Origin of the sequence: Pseudomonas sp. 6D_7.1_Bac1 (genome assembly GCF_025465945.1) — a bacterium.
Classification (GTDB): domain Bacteria; phylum Pseudomonadota; class Gammaproteobacteria; order Pseudomonadales; family Pseudomonadaceae; genus Aquipseudomonas.
This window is the reverse complement of record NZ_JANLNW010000052.1, coordinates 193,520-207,325: the sequence shown is the minus strand read 5'-3', so window position 1 is coordinate 207,325 and position 13,806 is coordinate 193,520. Positions and strand designations below refer to the sequence as shown.

Below are 13,806 nucleotides of genomic sequence, written 5' to 3'. Positions count from 1 at the left end.
TTCCTTGCAAACGTCATCAATCAAAAAAAATCAGCCGTGCACTATCGCCTGCCCGATCCGCCGATTCAACCAGTTCAACGCCTGATCGCCACCCCGGCGCGCATGCCAGGCGAGCACGAAGGTGAATGACGGTATATGAAACGGCGGTGGCAGGACGACCAACTGCGGTTGATCGATGCCGTGTAAACCACGGGCGGCGACGGTGAGGATCAGGTCGGTGCCGCTGATAAGCTGCGGCGCCACACTCCAGTGCGGCAAGCTAACGGCGACATGACGACGTTCGCGAATGGTGGTCAGCGCACGCTCGATTTCCGGGGTGCCGCTGCCGCGCATTTCCAGCAGTACGTGAGGCCGGGCGAGGTAAGTCGGCAGGTCGAGCACACCGTTGGCCGGCAGGCCGTTGGGGTCCACCAGACAGGCAAATTGCTCCTCAAACAACGGCGTGCAGCGTAGCTCGTTGGGCAGTTCGGGAAACACCCCGGCCGCCAGATCGATGTCGCCGTTGAGTACGCCATCAAGCATGCCTTCACGGCTGGCATGGCTGATTTGCAGATCGATGCCCGGCGCTTCATGGCGCAAGGTCCGGATCAACCCCGGCAGGACGATGGCCGCACCGTAGTCGGACATCGCCAGGCGGAACGTCCTTTTCGCCGACGCCGGATCGAAGGTGTTGGGCGCGAGTAACGCCTGCACCTGGGCCAGGGCTTCGACCAGCGGCGCGACCAGCTCCAGTGCGCGCGGGGTCGCCACCAATCCGGCACCGGCGCGCACCAGCAGCGGATCGCCGAGCATGTGGCGCAAACGCGCCAGCGCATGGCTGACCGCCGGTTGGCTGAGGTGCAGGCGCTCCGCGGCGCGGGTCACGTGCTGCTCACTGAGCAAGGCGTCGAGGATCACCAGCAGGTTCAAATCGATACGGCGCAGATCATTCATCTGATGCATGTTCTGGATAGCTATTTGGAATTTAAATCTGCGCGACGAATACCTTAGAGTCCAGCAAAACCTGTTGGAGAAGCCTCATGAGTACCTTGCACTGGGCAGGACTGTTGTTGCTGGCGGTGGTCGCCGGCGCGGTGGTGCCCTTTCAAAGCGCGATCAACGCCAACCTCGGCCGCGGTCTTGGGCATCCGTTGTGGGCGACGCTGGCCTCGTTGCTGGTGAGCATTCTGGTGTTGCTGCCAGTCATCGTCGCGTTACGTTTGCCGTTGCCATCGTTGAGTTTCATCAACAGGGCGCCGCTGTGGATGTGGGCCGGTGGCGCATTCGGTGTCTGCTTTATTTCGTTGGCGCTGATGTTGCTACCCAAGTTAGGCGCCTCAGGATTTATTGCCTTGGCGCTGGCCGGCCAGATCATCGCTTCGCTGGTGCTGGATCATTTCGGGCTGTTTGGATTGATCGAGCGGCAGATGACTCTGCCGCGTGTGTTCGGGGTTGTGTTTTTGATTGCCGGTGTCGTGATGATCCAGTTCAGCGCCGTGCCTGCAAAGGCAATGACCGCAGTGGGTTAAAGAATGATCAGGTCTTTTTACACTTCGAGGGCTCGATGACTTCAGTTCGGCCGAGCTGGCAGGAAAGCCAGGTTCCGATTTGACATTGCAAACCAATAACCCGACAGCACTGCAGGCATCGCCCTACAGCATATTTTCTGACAACTATCAACGTTCCCGGAAGCAGCCGATTCAAAGCCTACCGGGACTCTCTGTAAAGTCCGGCAACACACGCAAATTGCAACAACCCCATGGATCGCTTTACTCAAGGATGTCCCACGCACATGAGCCTGACACCGCACACGGCAAACACCTTCACCAACTACCGCAAAGTCATCTCGGTGGCCGATCATGATTGGGAGTCAGCCGACGCCGGGAAAATCTCGGGGCTCAACGTTGAAATCAAAAGTGCCAACCGGATGCTTGATCAGTATGGGCGAGCGTTTCATCATTTCTGTACGACGTCTTACCTGGGTCTGGACCACCATCCCGACATTCTCGACGGTGCCATGGCCACGCTGTGGGAAACCGGCACCCTTCGTGTCGCCAACTCCAAGAACCGCTGCAAGCTGGCGATTTTGGAGCAGTTCGAAACTGAACTGTCGGCGTTGTTCGGGGCCAGTTGTCTGAGTACCTTGTCGTGCAGTGCGGCAAGCGCAGGGGTCCTGCCGTTGCTGGCCAGCGGCGTATTCACGGAAAACCGCCCTCCGGTGATGGTTTTCGACCGGTTGGCGCACTACTCGATGAATCACCTCAAAGCTGCCTGCGCGGATGAAACCGTGGTCCTGACATGTCCGCATAACGACATGGATTACCTTGAGACGCTGTGTCAACAGCACACCAGGATTGCGTATATCGCCGACGGTGCGTACAGCATGGGCGGGGTCGCGGACATGGAGAGTCTTCTGTATCTGAAGGACCGCTACGGGTTATTTCTGTATCTGGACGATTCCCACGCACTTTCCGCTGTCGGAACCTTCGGCGCCGGCCTGGTGCGCCCCACGTTAAATGCTCTGGATCAAGACTGCATTATTGTCGCCTCGCTGGCCAAGTCGTTTGGCGCCAGCGGCGGTCTGGTGATGCTGGGCAGTGAGCGGCAGAAGACGCTCATTCAACGTTACGGCGGCCCCAGCAACTGGTCACAGAGCCTTAACAGTGCGGCCATTGGCGCGGGCAGAGCGTCCATCAAGTTGCATCGGACACTGGAATTTTCCGCGTTGCAGAAAAAGCTTCAGACTAATATCCAGCTCTTTGACAGCCTGATACGAACCGAGCAACACAACAGCAACATGGCGATTCGGCTGGTCCATTGCGGCGAAGCGGCGCTTGCCAACAGCATCGCCATCCAACTGGCCAATCAGGGGTTCTTCACCTCGGCGGTATTTTTCCCGGTGGTCGCACAAGGCAAGGCAGCCATCAGAATCACGCTGCGCGCCGACATGGAGCCGACATTGATCCAGTACTTTTGTGAACTTATCACCGAGCTTTTGCACGTTCACGGCCAAGATATCAGTTGCTGAAATCTCTGGGACGACTCCATGAAGAGCAGCACCACCCTCCTCATCACCTGCAGCACGGTTTTTCTCGCTCAGTTGGGCATGAGTATCTATCTGCCGGCGCTGCCGGAGATTGCCCGAGATCTGGCGAGCAGTGCGTCGCAGGTTTCATGGGGACTGGCGGTATATTTGATCGGCATGGCGCTGCCCATGTTGTTCTGGGGCAGCCTGGCCGAGCGCATTGGCCGCAAGACAGTGCTGCTCTCAGCATTGGGGATCTACGGACTGGGTAATCTCGCCCTGCCCGCGAGTACGACGCTCGAATCGTTTCTTGCTCTGCGACTGGTTCAAGGCATCGGCGCCAGCGGGATTTCGGTGATGGCTCGGGTACTGATCCGCGACAGTTTCCGCGGCGATGTGCTGGCCAAGGCATTGTCCTGGATATCGATTTCCTTTGTGGTGGCGCTGGGTATTGGCCAGTATCTGGGGGCGATCATCCAGGTGTCTCTGCGTTGGCCGGCGATCTTCTACCTGTTAGGTAGTGTAAGTCTGTTGATAGGGCTGATCGTGGCACGGGTCCCGTTCCCGGTGCTGACCGGCGAGAACAGTCAGTCATCCGATTGGCCGAGCTATTGGCGCATCCTGCGTCATCGAGACTTTCTGCTACCGGCTCTTGCCGGCGGCCTCGGTTACGGAGTGATCGTCGCGTTCAACACGGCGGCGCCGCTGATTCTGCAAGGACTGTTCAACTGGTCGGCAGTGGAATACGGACTGTTGGGCTGGCCCATCAGCGCGGCATATTTTTTCGGGGCTCTGGCGGTCAATCGCTTCGTGCTTCGCACCGGTCAGCGCTGGCTGATGACGGCAGGTGTCGGGCTGGTACTGGCCGGTAGCGCAGTCATGCTTCTGGGTAGCATCGCAGGCACTTCAATAGCCTTGCTGTTCTGGTTGCCCTATTGCTTTGCGGTGTTCGGCCAATCCTTGAACTACCCCATCAGCCTGTCCCTGGCCAACGACGGTTCACCAGTAGACGGTGCCTACGCCATGGCGTTAAGCGGTTTTATTCACCAACTGATGGCCGCCGTTATCGGGGGAATTGCCAGCCTGCTTGCAAGCCAGCAGGCATGGCCATTGTCGCTGCTGTGCACAGTACTGGCCGTAGGCGCTATGGTCTGCGTGATGCTTGTCTCCGGTCGTCAGCCTGACTAGAACGCGCTGCGGAAGATTTCTTCAATCTGCCGCTGATCCGCCGCCCGTGGGTTGGTCAGGCCGCAGGCGTCTTTCAAGGCGTTGGCGGCGAGGATCGGGATGTCTTGCAGCTTGGCGCCGAGGTCGCGCAAACCGCCGGGGATCTCCACATCCCTGGCCAACGTGCGGATTGCCACGATGGCCGCTTGGGCGCCCTCTTCCGGGCTGACGCCGCAAGTGTCGGCGCCCAGGGCATGCGCCACCTCTGCCAGGCGTTCGGCGCAGACCGTGGCGTTGAAACTTTGCACGTGGGGCAGCAGTACTGCGTTGCACACGCCGTGGGGCAAGTCGTAAAAACCGCCCAACTGGTGAGCCATGGCGTGCACAAAACCCAACGACGCGTTGTTGAACGCCATGCCCGCGAGGAACTGCGCGTAAGCCATGTTTTCCCGGGCGATCATATCGCTGCCATCACGTACCGCCAGACGCAGGTTGCGGCTGATCAGCTCGATGGCTTTCAGCGCACATGCGTCGGTGATCGGGTTGGCCGCTGTGGAAACATAGGCTTCGATAGCGTGGGTCAAAGCGTCCATGCCGGTGGCGGCGGTCAGGCCTTTGGGCATGGCGGCCATCAGCGCCGGGTCGTTGACCGACAGCAATGGTGTGACGTTGCGGTCGACGATGGCCATTTTCACGTGACGCGACTCGTCGGTGATGATGCAAAAACGGGTCATCTCGCTGGCGGTGCCGGCGGTGGTGTTGATCGCGATCAGCGGCAATTGCGGCTGGGTCGATTGGTCGACGCCTTCGTAATCGGCGATCTTGCCACCGTTGGTGGCGCACAGGGCGATGCCTTTGGCGCAGTCGTGCGGTGAGCCACCGCCCAGGGAGATCACGAAATCACAATGGCTGCGCTGGAGCAGCGCCAGGCCGCTTTCGACGTTGGCGATACTCGGGTTCGGTTTGGCACCGTCGAACATCACCGAGTCGATGTCCTGCATCGCCAGTTTTTCAGCGATCAACGTCGCCACGCCAGCCTTGGCCAATCCAGTGTCCGTCACAATCAAGGCCTTGCGAAAGCCGTAGTTGCGAATGGCGTTCATGGCTTCGTCGAGGCAACCGCTGCCCATGATGTTCACGGCGGGAATGAAAAACATGCTGGTCATGACGAGTCCTCTTCGATGGGGCCGAACCGACAACCCCGATTCAGCGGATATCCAAAGGATCGACCCATCAGTCACCGCGTATGTTGATCTGGCTCAACACCCGGTCGTGATAAAGTCTGCGCCCTGCACTCCACCTGCTCGAGATGACCGACGCGATGACCGATTTCCAGGAATTTGATGCCCGACTAGAAGACTGGAATGCGTTGCGCGCAACCACCTCGTTCAGCGGTCTGCTGGTGGGCAACGGTGCCAGTCGCGCAGTGTGGGATGACTTCGGTTACGACTCGCTGTTCGAGAACGCCCGCACGGTCGAAGAAAAGCCGTTGAGCCCGTCCGAGTTGAGCGTGTTCGACGCGATGCAAACCCGCAGTTTCGAACAAGTGCTGGGCGCGCTGAAAACCACCAGCCGAGTCAACAAGGCCCTGGCCGTGAGTTCCGCCGCACCGCGCAATCGCTACTACGCGATCAAGGAAGCGCTGATCAACACCGTGCACGCGGTGCACATCCCGTGGCGCCTGGTGCAGGCCGCAAGCCTGGCGGCGATCCATCAGGAATTGAGCACGTACCCGACGGTGTTCACCACCAACTACGACCTGCTCAACTACTGGGCGGTCCAGCACAACCCCGACGCCATCAGCGACCTGTTTCACGGCACCGCACCGAGTTTCGACCTGAGCGCCAGCACCGCGGACAAAACCCGCCTGCTTTACCTGCATGGCGGCCTGCACCTGGTGCGCAATCAGGACGGCACGGCACGTAAACTGACCTCGACCGAGGGCACGCTGCTGGGCAGTTTTGCGATCAACAACACGATCAAAACGTTGGACGATGTGCCGCTGTTCGTCAGCGAAGGCAGCAGCGAAGACAAGCTCAAGACCATCCGCAGTTCGGATTACCTGTCGTTCTGCTACGACCAGTTACTCAAGCAAAGCGAAGCGCTGTGTATCTTCGGCCACAGTCTCGGCAAGCAGGACAATCACATCATTCATGCACTGCGCCAGGCGAAACCGAAGACCGTGGCGATCTCGATCTATCCGCGCAGTGCGGCGTTCATCCAGAGCCAGAAACGGCATTACGCGAAGGTGTTTGAAGGGACCGCGGTGGAGCTGCAGTTTTTTGATTCGAAGACGCATGCGTTGGGTAGCCCGAAGTTATCGGTGCCCGTCGAAGTTTAGTGTCGGCCGATCGACCCCTTCGCGAGCGGGCTCGCTCCCACAGTTGATCGAGTTCCTCAAGGATAAATGCGGTTGAATGTGGGAGCGAGCCTGCTCGCGATGCGTTGCAGACGACTCATTCTTCCGAGCTATGCACCACCACCAGCAACTGCGCCTGCACCTCGCCCACCGAGCGCAGGCGATGGGGTTTTTGGGCGTTGAAGTGCAGCGCATCGCCACGGTTCAGAATCACCCGTTCGCTCATGAAGTCGACTTCGACCTGGCCTTCATGGACGAACAGAAACTCTTCCCCCGTGTGCTCTTTGAAGGTCTTGTCGCTGAACTCTTTGGGCGGATAGAGGATGAATGGCAGCAGGCTGCGCTCGCTGACCTGATGGGCCAGCACCGCGTAACCCGGAGCCTGATCATTGGCCGCCAGTGACTGGCGTTCATCGGCGCGCACCAGGCTGTAGCTGTCGAGGCTGACACTGTCCTCGGAGAACAATTCCTCGACCTTGACGTTCAGCGCCTTGGCCAGTTTCAGCGCCGCAGCGATGGACGGGGTGTTCAGCCCGCGTTCGACTTTCGACAGATAACTCTTGGTCATGCCGGATTTTTCGGCCAAGGCCTCCAGCGTAACGCCGAGTTTTTTTCGCAGTAATTTCAAACGGATAGACATGTGGAGCGATTAATCCATCAAGGAGGCAACGATTAGTCCTTGCCAATGACACCTTGTGTCATATAGCCTCTTAAGTGTCATATGTGTTCACCCAACGACCTTGCGAGCTGCGGGAGCAACACATCCGACGTCCATTGATTTGTGCAAAGGACACCCGATATGGCCAAGACATTAGCACTACCGAAAGACCAACTCATCAAGCAGGCGCTTTCGCAGATGCAAAGCACGCTGGCGGATAATACGTGGACCGACCGGCAAAAGCTGGCGCTGACCTGCCGCATTCTGTTCGAGAACGGCCACGATGCAGGCCTTGCCGGGCAAATCACCGCCCGTGGCCCGCAACCAGGCACCTATTACACTCAGCAACTGGGCCTGGGATTCGACGAAATCACCGCGAGCAATCTGCTGCTGGTCAACGAAGACCTGGAGGTGCTGGAAGGTCACGGCATGCCCAACCCGGCCAACCGTTTCCACAGCTGGGTCTACCGCGCCCGGCCGGATGTGAACTGCATCATCCACACGCACCCGACGCACATCGCAGCGTTGTCGATGCTGGAAGTACCGCTGGAAATCTCGCACATGGACCTCTGCCCGCTCTTTGAGGATTGCGCCTTTCTCAAAGCCTGGCCAGGTGTGCCGGTGGGTAACGAAGAAGGTGAAATCATCGCCGGTGCCTTGGGCGACAAACGGGCGATTCTGCTTTCCCACCACGGCCAGCTGTCGACCGGGCGGACCATTGAGGAAGCCTGCGTCATCGCGCAATTGATCGAACGCGCGGCCAAATTGCAGCTGCTGGCGATGGCGGCGGGCGAGCTCAAACCGATTCTGCCGGCACTGGGCCGCGAAGCCCATGACTGGATTTCCAAGCCCAAACGCCACGGCGCCGCCTTCAACTACTACGCTCGGCAGAACCTGCGTCAACACGCCGATTGCCTGAATTGAATCCATCCCTTTGCTTAAACGGAGAGACCCCATGTCTACCCCTTCTATTCACGGCATCATCGGCTACACCATCACCCCGTTTACCGCTAATGGCGAAGGCATCGATCTCGAGGCGCTGGGTCGCTCCATCGACCGCTTGATCGACGGCGGCGTACACGCCATCGCCCCGTTGGGCAGTACCGGCGAAGGGGCCTACCTCAGCGATGCGGAGTGGGAGCAGGTCAGCGAGTTCAGCATCAAGCACGTGGCCAAGCGCGTGCCGACCATCGTCAGCGTCTCCGACCTGACCACCGCCAAAGCCGTGCGCCGTGCGCGCTTCGCCGAGGCACACGGCGCCGACGTGGTGATGGTATTGCCGACGTCCTACTGGAAACTCAGCGAAGCCGAGATCCTCACTCACTACCGCGCTATCGGCGAAAGCATCGGCGTGCCGATCATGCTCTACAACAACCCGGCCACCAGCGGCACCGACATGTCGGTGGAGCTGATCCTGCGGATCTTCAACGCCGTAGAAAACGTGACCATGGTCAAGGAAAGCACCGGCGATATCCAACGCATGCACAAGCTGCAATGGCTCGGCGAAGGTCAGGTGCCGTTCTACAACGGCAGCAACACGCTGGCGCTGGAGGCCTTCGCCGCAGGCGCCGAAGGCTGGTGCACAGCGGCGCCGAACCTGATCCCGCAGCTCAATGGCGCGCTGTATCAAGCCGTGTTGGCCAATGACCTGGGCAAGGCGCGGGAGTTGTTCTATCGCCAATTGCCATTGCTGGACTTCATCCTCAAGGGCGGTTTGCCGGCAACGATCAAGGCCGGTCTGCGCATGACCGGGCTGGAAGTTGGCGACCCACGGCTGCCGATTTTCCCGCTGGGTGAAACCGGTCGAAGCCAGTTGCAAGGGTTGTTGAACACCTTGCGCTGATCGTCAGGCGCATACAAAACCCTTGTGGGAGCGAGCCTGCTCGCGAAAGCGGTCTTACATTCAACATGTTCGTCGAATGTAAAGCCGTCTTCGCGAGCAGGCTCGCTCCCACACTGGTTATTCGGTGTATTCAGAGGACCGGCAAAGTCTTGTCCTTGATCACCTTGGTCGGCCCGTTGGCCTTGACGCTGGCGATGCCTTTTTCCCGTGCGGCGTCGGAGGAATAAGCCTCGCTGCTGCCGATGATCTGATGGTTGTCCGCCGTGAGGTTGAAGTAAGGGTGGCCATCCTTGGTGGACTTTTTCTCGTAACGTTCATCCAGTGGACTATTGGCCTGAACCGAGGCGATGCCGCTATCGGCGGCGCCGCGCGTGGTGTACAGCTCGCTGGTGAGAATGGTCTCGGCGTTGGCCGCTTTCAACACAAAGCGAAACTGGCCATTGATGCTTTTGCTCAATTCATACCATCCGGACATGCTCGTTCTCCTGACGATCAAGAAGTTACACGCTTCAGATGCGCAGCGAGCGCGAACGTGATTCGTACAGAATCGGGTCGGCTTTGACATAGAGCTCGCACATCCGCAAACCTCCAGTTACAAGGTGATTTTGGTGCCCAGCAGACCGAGGAAACCGGCCAGCCAGCGCGGGTGCGCCGGCCAGGCCGGGGCAGTCGCCAGATTGCCCTGAACATGACCTTCAGTCACCGGAATATCAATGAACGTGCCACCGGCCAAACGCACTTCTGGCGCACAGGCGGGATAGGCGCTGCACTCGCGACCTTCGAGAATCCCCGCCGCTGCCAGCAATTGCGCCCCATGGCAGACCGCCGCAATCGGTTTACCGGCCTTGTCGAAGGCTTGCACCAGTTGCAGGACTTTTTCGTTCAAGCGCAGGTATTCCGGGGCACGACCGCCAGGCACCAGCAACGCGTCGTAATCCGCCGCATCGACCTTGGCGAAATCGAAGTTCAGCGCGAACAGGTGACCGGGTTTCTCGCTGTAGGTCTGGTCGCCTTCGAAGTCATGAATCGCGGTGCGCACGGTCTGCCCGGCGGTTTTGTCCGGGCACACTGCGTGCACGGTGTGACCGACCATCAGCAGCGCCTGAAACGGCACCATCACTTCGTAGTCTTCGACGTAATCGCCGACCAACATCAGAATTTTTTTCGCGGCCATGGGGATGACTCCTCTGGTAAATACTTAGGCAGTAAGGAGTATTCAAAGTAGTCCTAATCCGGTGAAACGGGTAATAACCGCCTACTACGAGCAGCGAATCACATGTGTGGTCCAAGGGTGGTTCTGTGACGAGGGAGCTTGCTCCCGCTGGGTCGCGTAGCGGCCCCAAAACCATGCACCTCTGTATTTCAGACAAACCGCGTCAAGCTTCTTACGACTGCTACGCAGCCGAGCGGGAGCAAGCTCCCTCGCCACGGGATAGGCGGAGTACTTCAAACTGTACGGATAAGTCTGCGTCTAGCTGTAACAGCGTAGCCTGCACGGTTTGTGGCTAGATGAAGACACTTCCACCACCCTCGATTCTGGTTACCGTTATGTCCTCGCGCGAAAACACCGGCATGGCTCTGGGCCTGCTCGGCGTCGTCATCTTTAGCCTGACCCTGCCCTTCACCCGGATCGTGGTGCAAGAAGTCCACCCCCTGCTCAATGGTCTGGGCCGAGCATTGTTCGCGGCGATTCCGGCGGCGTTGTTGTTGCTCTGGCGGCGGGAGAAATGGCCGACGTGGAAGCAGGTCAAAGGCCTGACATTGGTGATTGCCGGGGTGATTCTCGGTTTCCCGGTGCTTTCGGCCTGGGCCATGCAAACCCTGCCGGCGTCCCATGGCGCGCTGGTCAACGGTTTACAGCCGCTGTGCGTGGCGCTGTATGCGGCGTGGTTGTCCCATGAACGACCGTCGAAAGCCTTCTGGGCCTGTGCTGCATTGGGGAGTGCATTGGTGCTGGGTTATGCACTGATCAGCGGTGCCGGCAGCATCCAGGCCGGTGATTTGCTGATGCTCGGGGCGATTGCCATCGGTGGTCTGGGTTACGCCGAAGGCGGCCGGTTGGCCAAGGAAATGGGCGGTTGGCAGGTGATCTGCTGGGCGCTGGTGCTGTCGACACCGCTGTTGATCGGTCCGGTGACGTATTTGGCGCTGCAGCACCACGGCGAGATTTCAGCGAAAACCTGGTGGGCCTTCGGCTACGTGTCGCTGTTCTCGCAGTTCATCGGTTTCTTCGCCTGGTACGCCGGGCTGGCGATGGGGGGCATTGCCCGGGTCAGTCAGATCCAGCTGCTGCAGATCTTCTTCACCATCGCGTTCTCGGCGCTGTTCTTTGGCGAACACATCGAACCGATTACCTGGCTGTTTGCGGTCGGGGTGATCATCACCGTGATGCTCGGGCGCAAGACCGCAGTGCGCCCGGCGCAACCGGGTACGTTACCGGCGGGTATTCAGACCAGGCCGTTCAAATAAGCAGCCCATCGGCCCGCAGCAGGGTTTCCAGGCAATGTTCGCTGATGTGGTAGAACGCCTTGAGCTCCTGGATTTTCACCAACAGCTGGGCCGGGTCCACCGGTTCAGCGCGTTTGACCGCCAGGATCATCTTGTTCTTGTTGGTGTGATCCAGGGAGATGAACTCGAAAACCTTGGTTTCATAACCGCACGCTTCGAGGAACAACGCTCGCAGGCTGTCGGTAACCATTTCCGCCTGCTGACCCAGGTGCAAACCATATTGCAGCATCGGCTTGAGCAGCGCCGGGCTCTGGATTTGCAGGCGAATCTGCTTATGGCAGCACGGCGAGCACATGATGATCGCGGCGCCGGAGCGAATGCCGGTGTGGATCGCATAGTCGGTGGCGATGTCACAGGCATGCAGGGCGATCATCACATCCAGTTCGCTCGGTGCGACACTGCGCACATCACCACATTTGAACACCAGCCCCGGATGCTCCAGGCGCGCGGCAGCGGCGTTGCACAGAGTGACCATGTCTTCACGCAGCTCGACGCCGGTGACCACGCCTTCGGCGTGCAAGGTGTTGCGCAAGTAATCGTGAATGGCGAAGGTCAGGTAGCCCTTGCCTGAACCAAAGTCCGCCACCCGAACCGGTTTATCCAGCGCCAGTGGTGAAGACGTCAGCGCATGGCTGAAGACTTCGATGAACTTGTTGATCTGCTTCCACTTGCGTGACATCGCCGGGATCAGTTCATGCTGCTTGTTGGTCACGCCCAGGTCCGCAAGAAACGGCCGAGTCAGGTCCAGAAAGCGGTTCTTTTCGCGGTTGTGTTCAGCAGATGGCACTTCGCGCAGTTGCTGAGGTTTGCTCTTGAACAGCGAGCTCTTGCCCTTTTTGCTGTATTCGAGCTGGGCTTCATCGGTCAGCGACAGCAAGTGAGCGTTTTTGAATGCCTGCGGCAACAATGCAGCGATCGTCGCAACGCCCTCTTCGATCGGGAAATTCTTGGTGATGTCGCGCGTCTTGTAGCGATAGACGAAGGACAGGCACGGCTGCTCCTTGACGGTCAGCTGCTTGATGATGATTCGCTGCAAGTCGACTTCAGCGCCGACGTACTTGGCCAGCACCAGTTTGATGAAGGCGTTCTGCGCCAGGCTGGTGCTCAGCAGGTCGATAAATTGCGCATGATGATCCGGCGTGAGGCTGGCGGGAGTTGCGGTAACGGACATGTAAAAAACGCCTCGGGCGGTGCGGATCGGGGAATGGCAGGTATTTTAGGGGGGATGGGGGTTGAGGGCACGGGTAATTTCCCGAACGGTGCACATCCCGTGGCGAGGGAGCTTGCTCCCGCTCGGTTGCGAAGCAGCCGCAAGGCAGGCAACCGCGATTACCTGATGGACCATGTTTGCTTGTTTTAGGGCCGCTTCGCGCCCCAGCGGGAGCAAGCCCCCTCGCCACTAGAGTTCCCGGTTCTAAATCCCGGGATCAGCTTCAGCCCAACACCACCAACCGATTCGGCAACTCATTGCGCACATGGGTCACCGGCACGTGCACTTTAAGCAACTCGCCACAGGCCTCGATGCAGGTCACAAAGCCTTGCAACGTCTGGCCCTGTTTCACCTGCCGGGTGAAGGTCGCGACAATGGGGGCCCAGCGCTTGTTGTCCAGGCGCCTGGAAATGCCCTCATCCACCAGGATCTCCACATAGCGCTCGGCCTCGCAGACGATAATCAGCATGCCGGTGCTGCCGACGGTGTGGTGCAGGTTCTGCTCCAGAAACTGCCGACGCGCCAGGTTCGAGGCGCGCCAGTGGCGCACGGAACGCGGGATCAGGTGCGTGGTGATCGACGGAATCCGGAACACCAGGCACAGCGCGATAAAACTCGCCCACTGCACCAACAGCAAGGTATGCATGTTCAGCCAGCCGGAAACATAGTGCACGATGCCGGGCACGATCAGCGCCAACAGGCTGGCCCAGAGCAGCGGGATATAGGCATAGTCGTCGGCCCGCGCCGCCAGCACAGTGACCAGTTCAGCGTCGGTGTCGCGCTCGACACGGGCAATCGCCTCGGCAACCTGTCGCTGCTCGTACTCACTCAGTAATGCCATGGTGTTGAATGCTCATTCATTATTGTTATCAACCGCCACCCCCTTCAATTCGAACGCTTGGGGCATAATCTGCCCCCGCCACTGGAATGCATCGAGCCAATCGGCTAAAAGATGCCCAGCGCGAAAAGAGTTCAGAAGTTTGCTGCATTTATCCGAACAACAACAGACGCTCCCTAATTTTTGGCTGACCGGCGCGTGACCACGCGTCCGTTTAGG

At 59.2% G+C, this 13,806-nt stretch carries 14 protein-coding genes and 1 pseudogene; 7 read left to right on the top strand and 8 right to left on the bottom strand.

What is annotated here, in order from left to right; genetic code table 11:
• Nucleotides 1–30: 30 nt before the first annotated feature.
• Nucleotides 31–942 (bottom strand): LysR family transcriptional regulator, encoded by a 912-nt coding sequence (locus NTD87_RS14000; RefSeq protein WP_262114538.1) that lies wholly within the window; start codon nucleotides 940–942, stop codon nucleotides 31–33.
• A 77-nt stretch (nucleotides 943–1,019) separates the two neighbouring features.
• Between NTD87_RS14000 and NTD87_RS13995 the strand changes: the two genes are divergently transcribed.
• From NTD87_RS13995 to NTD87_RS13985, 3 genes are all read left to right on the top strand, one after another.
• Nucleotides 1,020–1,508, top strand: coding sequence for a DMT family transporter (locus tag NTD87_RS13995; RefSeq protein WP_262114537.1), 489 nt, complete (start codon nucleotides 1,020–1,022; stop codon nucleotides 1,506–1,508).
• A 263-nt stretch (nucleotides 1,509–1,771) separates the two neighbouring features.
• Complete coding sequence (locus NTD87_RS13990; protein ID WP_262114536.1) at nucleotides 1,772–3,007, top strand: aminotransferase class I/II-fold pyridoxal phosphate-dependent enzyme; 1,236 nt, start codon at nucleotides 1,772–1,774, stop codon at nucleotides 3,005–3,007.
• An 18-nt stretch (nucleotides 3,008–3,025) separates the two neighbouring features.
• Nucleotides 3,026–4,192 carry a multidrug effflux MFS transporter gene (locus NTD87_RS13985; protein WP_262114535.1) on the top strand — a complete coding sequence of 389 codons (1,167 nt, stop codon included), beginning with the start codon at nucleotides 3,026–3,028 and terminating at the stop codon, nucleotides 4,190–4,192.
• On the opposite strand, the gene yiaY is transcribed toward NTD87_RS13985, so the two are convergent.
• Nucleotides 4,189–5,337, bottom strand: a complete 1,149-nt coding sequence (gene yiaY, locus NTD87_RS13980; protein ID WP_262114534.1) for an L-threonine dehydrogenase — start codon at nucleotides 5,335–5,337, stop codon at nucleotides 4,189–4,191. The genes NTD87_RS13985 and yiaY overlap by 4 nt on opposite strands.
• Before the next feature lie 155 nt (nucleotides 5,338–5,492).
• Between yiaY and NTD87_RS13975 the strand changes: the two genes are divergently transcribed.
• Nucleotides 5,493–6,512, top strand: a complete 1,020-nt coding sequence (locus tag NTD87_RS13975; protein WP_262114533.1) for a DUF4917 family protein — start codon at nucleotides 5,493–5,495, stop codon at nucleotides 6,510–6,512.
• A 115-nt stretch (nucleotides 6,513–6,627) separates the two neighbouring features.
• Here NTD87_RS13975 and NTD87_RS13970 read toward each other — a convergent pair whose 3' ends face one another.
• A complete protein-coding gene (locus NTD87_RS13970; RefSeq protein ID WP_262114532.1) occupies nucleotides 6,628–7,170 on the bottom strand; it encodes a helix-turn-helix domain-containing protein in 543 nt (180 codons plus the stop codon).
• A 159-nt stretch (nucleotides 7,171–7,329) separates the two neighbouring features.
• Between NTD87_RS13970 and NTD87_RS13965 the strand changes: the two genes are divergently transcribed.
• Both NTD87_RS13965 and NTD87_RS13960 read left to right on the top strand, forming a co-directional pair.
• Nucleotides 7,330–8,112, top strand: a complete 783-nt coding sequence (locus NTD87_RS13965) for an aldolase (protein ID WP_262114531.1) — start codon at nucleotides 7,330–7,332, stop codon at nucleotides 8,110–8,112.
• Nucleotides 8,113–8,143: 31 nt separating this feature from the next.
• Nucleotides 8,144–9,031 (top strand): dihydrodipicolinate synthase family protein, encoded by an 888-nt coding sequence (locus tag NTD87_RS13960; protein WP_262114530.1) that lies wholly within the window; start codon nucleotides 8,144–8,146, stop codon nucleotides 9,029–9,031.
• Between the two features lie 130 nt (nucleotides 9,032–9,161).
• Here NTD87_RS13960 and NTD87_RS13955 read toward each other — a convergent pair whose 3' ends face one another.
• From NTD87_RS13955 to NTD87_RS13945, 3 genes and pseudogenes are all read right to left on the bottom strand, one after another.
• Nucleotides 9,162–9,506 (bottom strand): YegP family protein, encoded by a 345-nt coding sequence (locus NTD87_RS13955; protein ID WP_262114528.1) that lies wholly within the window; start codon nucleotides 9,504–9,506, stop codon nucleotides 9,162–9,164.
• A 37-nt stretch (nucleotides 9,507–9,543) separates the two neighbouring features.
• Nucleotides 9,544–9,609 (bottom strand): annotated as a pseudogene (locus tag NTD87_RS13950) (aryl-sulfate sulfotransferase); the annotation flags it as partial.
• 14 nt (nucleotides 9,610–9,623) lie between these two features.
• Nucleotides 9,624–10,205, bottom strand: a complete 582-nt coding sequence (locus NTD87_RS13945) for a DJ-1/PfpI family protein (protein WP_262114527.1) — start codon at nucleotides 10,203–10,205, stop codon at nucleotides 9,624–9,626.
• 374 nt (nucleotides 10,206–10,579) lie between these two features.
• Between NTD87_RS13945 and NTD87_RS13940 the strand changes: the two genes are divergently transcribed.
• A complete protein-coding gene (locus NTD87_RS13940) occupies nucleotides 10,580–11,500 on the top strand; it encodes a DMT family transporter (protein WP_262114526.1) in 921 nt (306 codons plus the stop codon).
• Here NTD87_RS13940 and NTD87_RS13935 read toward each other — a convergent pair.
• Together NTD87_RS13935 and NTD87_RS13930 are read right to left on the bottom strand one after the other, a co-directional pair.
• Nucleotides 11,493–12,710: a class I SAM-dependent methyltransferase gene (locus tag NTD87_RS13935; RefSeq protein ID WP_262114525.1), complete on the bottom strand. Its 1,218-nt coding sequence runs from the start codon at nucleotides 12,708–12,710 to the stop codon at nucleotides 11,493–11,495. The two genes, NTD87_RS13940 and NTD87_RS13935, sit on opposite strands and share 8 nt — an antisense overlap.
• Nucleotides 12,711–12,972: 262 nt before the next feature.
• Complete coding sequence (locus NTD87_RS13930) at nucleotides 12,973–13,590, bottom strand: TPM domain-containing protein (protein WP_262114524.1); 618 nt, start codon at nucleotides 13,588–13,590, stop codon at nucleotides 12,973–12,975.
• Between the last annotated feature and the right edge of the window lie 216 nt (nucleotides 13,591–13,806).

Bases quoted from the DNA above. Each gene is read 5' to 3' on its own strand.
- NTD87_RS14000 (WP_262114538.1), bottom strand. From the start codon at position 942: ATGCATCAGATGAATGATCTGCGCCGTATCGATTTGAACCTGCTGGTG.
- NTD87_RS13995 (WP_262114537.1), top strand. From the start codon at position 1,020: ATGAGTACCTTGCACTGGGCAGGACTGTTGTTGCTGGCGGTGGTCGCC.
- NTD87_RS13990 (WP_262114536.1), top strand. From the start codon at position 1,772: ATGAGCCTGACACCGCACACGGCAAACACCTTCACCAACTACCGCAAA.
- NTD87_RS13985 (WP_262114535.1), top strand. From the start codon at position 3,026: ATGAAGAGCAGCACCACCCTCCTCATCACCTGCAGCACGGTTTTTCTC.
- yiaY (WP_262114534.1), bottom strand. From the start codon at position 5,337: ATGACCAGCATGTTTTTCATTCCCGCCGTGAACATCATGGGCAGCGGT.
- NTD87_RS13975 (WP_262114533.1), top strand. From the start codon at position 5,493: ATGACCGATTTCCAGGAATTTGATGCCCGACTAGAAGACTGGAATGCG.
- NTD87_RS13970 (WP_262114532.1), bottom strand. From the start codon at position 7,170: ATGTCTATCCGTTTGAAATTACTGCGAAAAAAACTCGGCGTTACGCTG.
- NTD87_RS13965 (WP_262114531.1), top strand. From the start codon at position 7,330: ATGGCCAAGACATTAGCACTACCGAAAGACCAACTCATCAAGCAGGCG.
- NTD87_RS13960 (WP_262114530.1), top strand. From the start codon at position 8,144: ATGTCTACCCCTTCTATTCACGGCATCATCGGCTACACCATCACCCCG.
- NTD87_RS13955 (WP_262114528.1), bottom strand. From the start codon at position 9,506: ATGTCCGGATGGTATGAATTGAGCAAAAGCATCAATGGCCAGTTTCGC.
- NTD87_RS13945 (WP_262114527.1), bottom strand. From the start codon at position 10,205: ATGGCCGCGAAAAAAATTCTGATGTTGGTCGGCGATTACGTCGAAGAC.
- NTD87_RS13940 (WP_262114526.1), top strand. From the start codon at position 10,580: ATGTCCTCGCGCGAAAACACCGGCATGGCTCTGGGCCTGCTCGGCGTC.
- NTD87_RS13935 (WP_262114525.1), bottom strand. From the start codon at position 12,710: ATGTCCGTTACCGCAACTCCCGCCAGCCTCACGCCGGATCATCATGCG.
- NTD87_RS13930 (WP_262114524.1), bottom strand. From the start codon at position 13,590: ATGGCATTACTGAGTGAGTACGAGCAGCGACAGGTTGCCGAGGCGATT.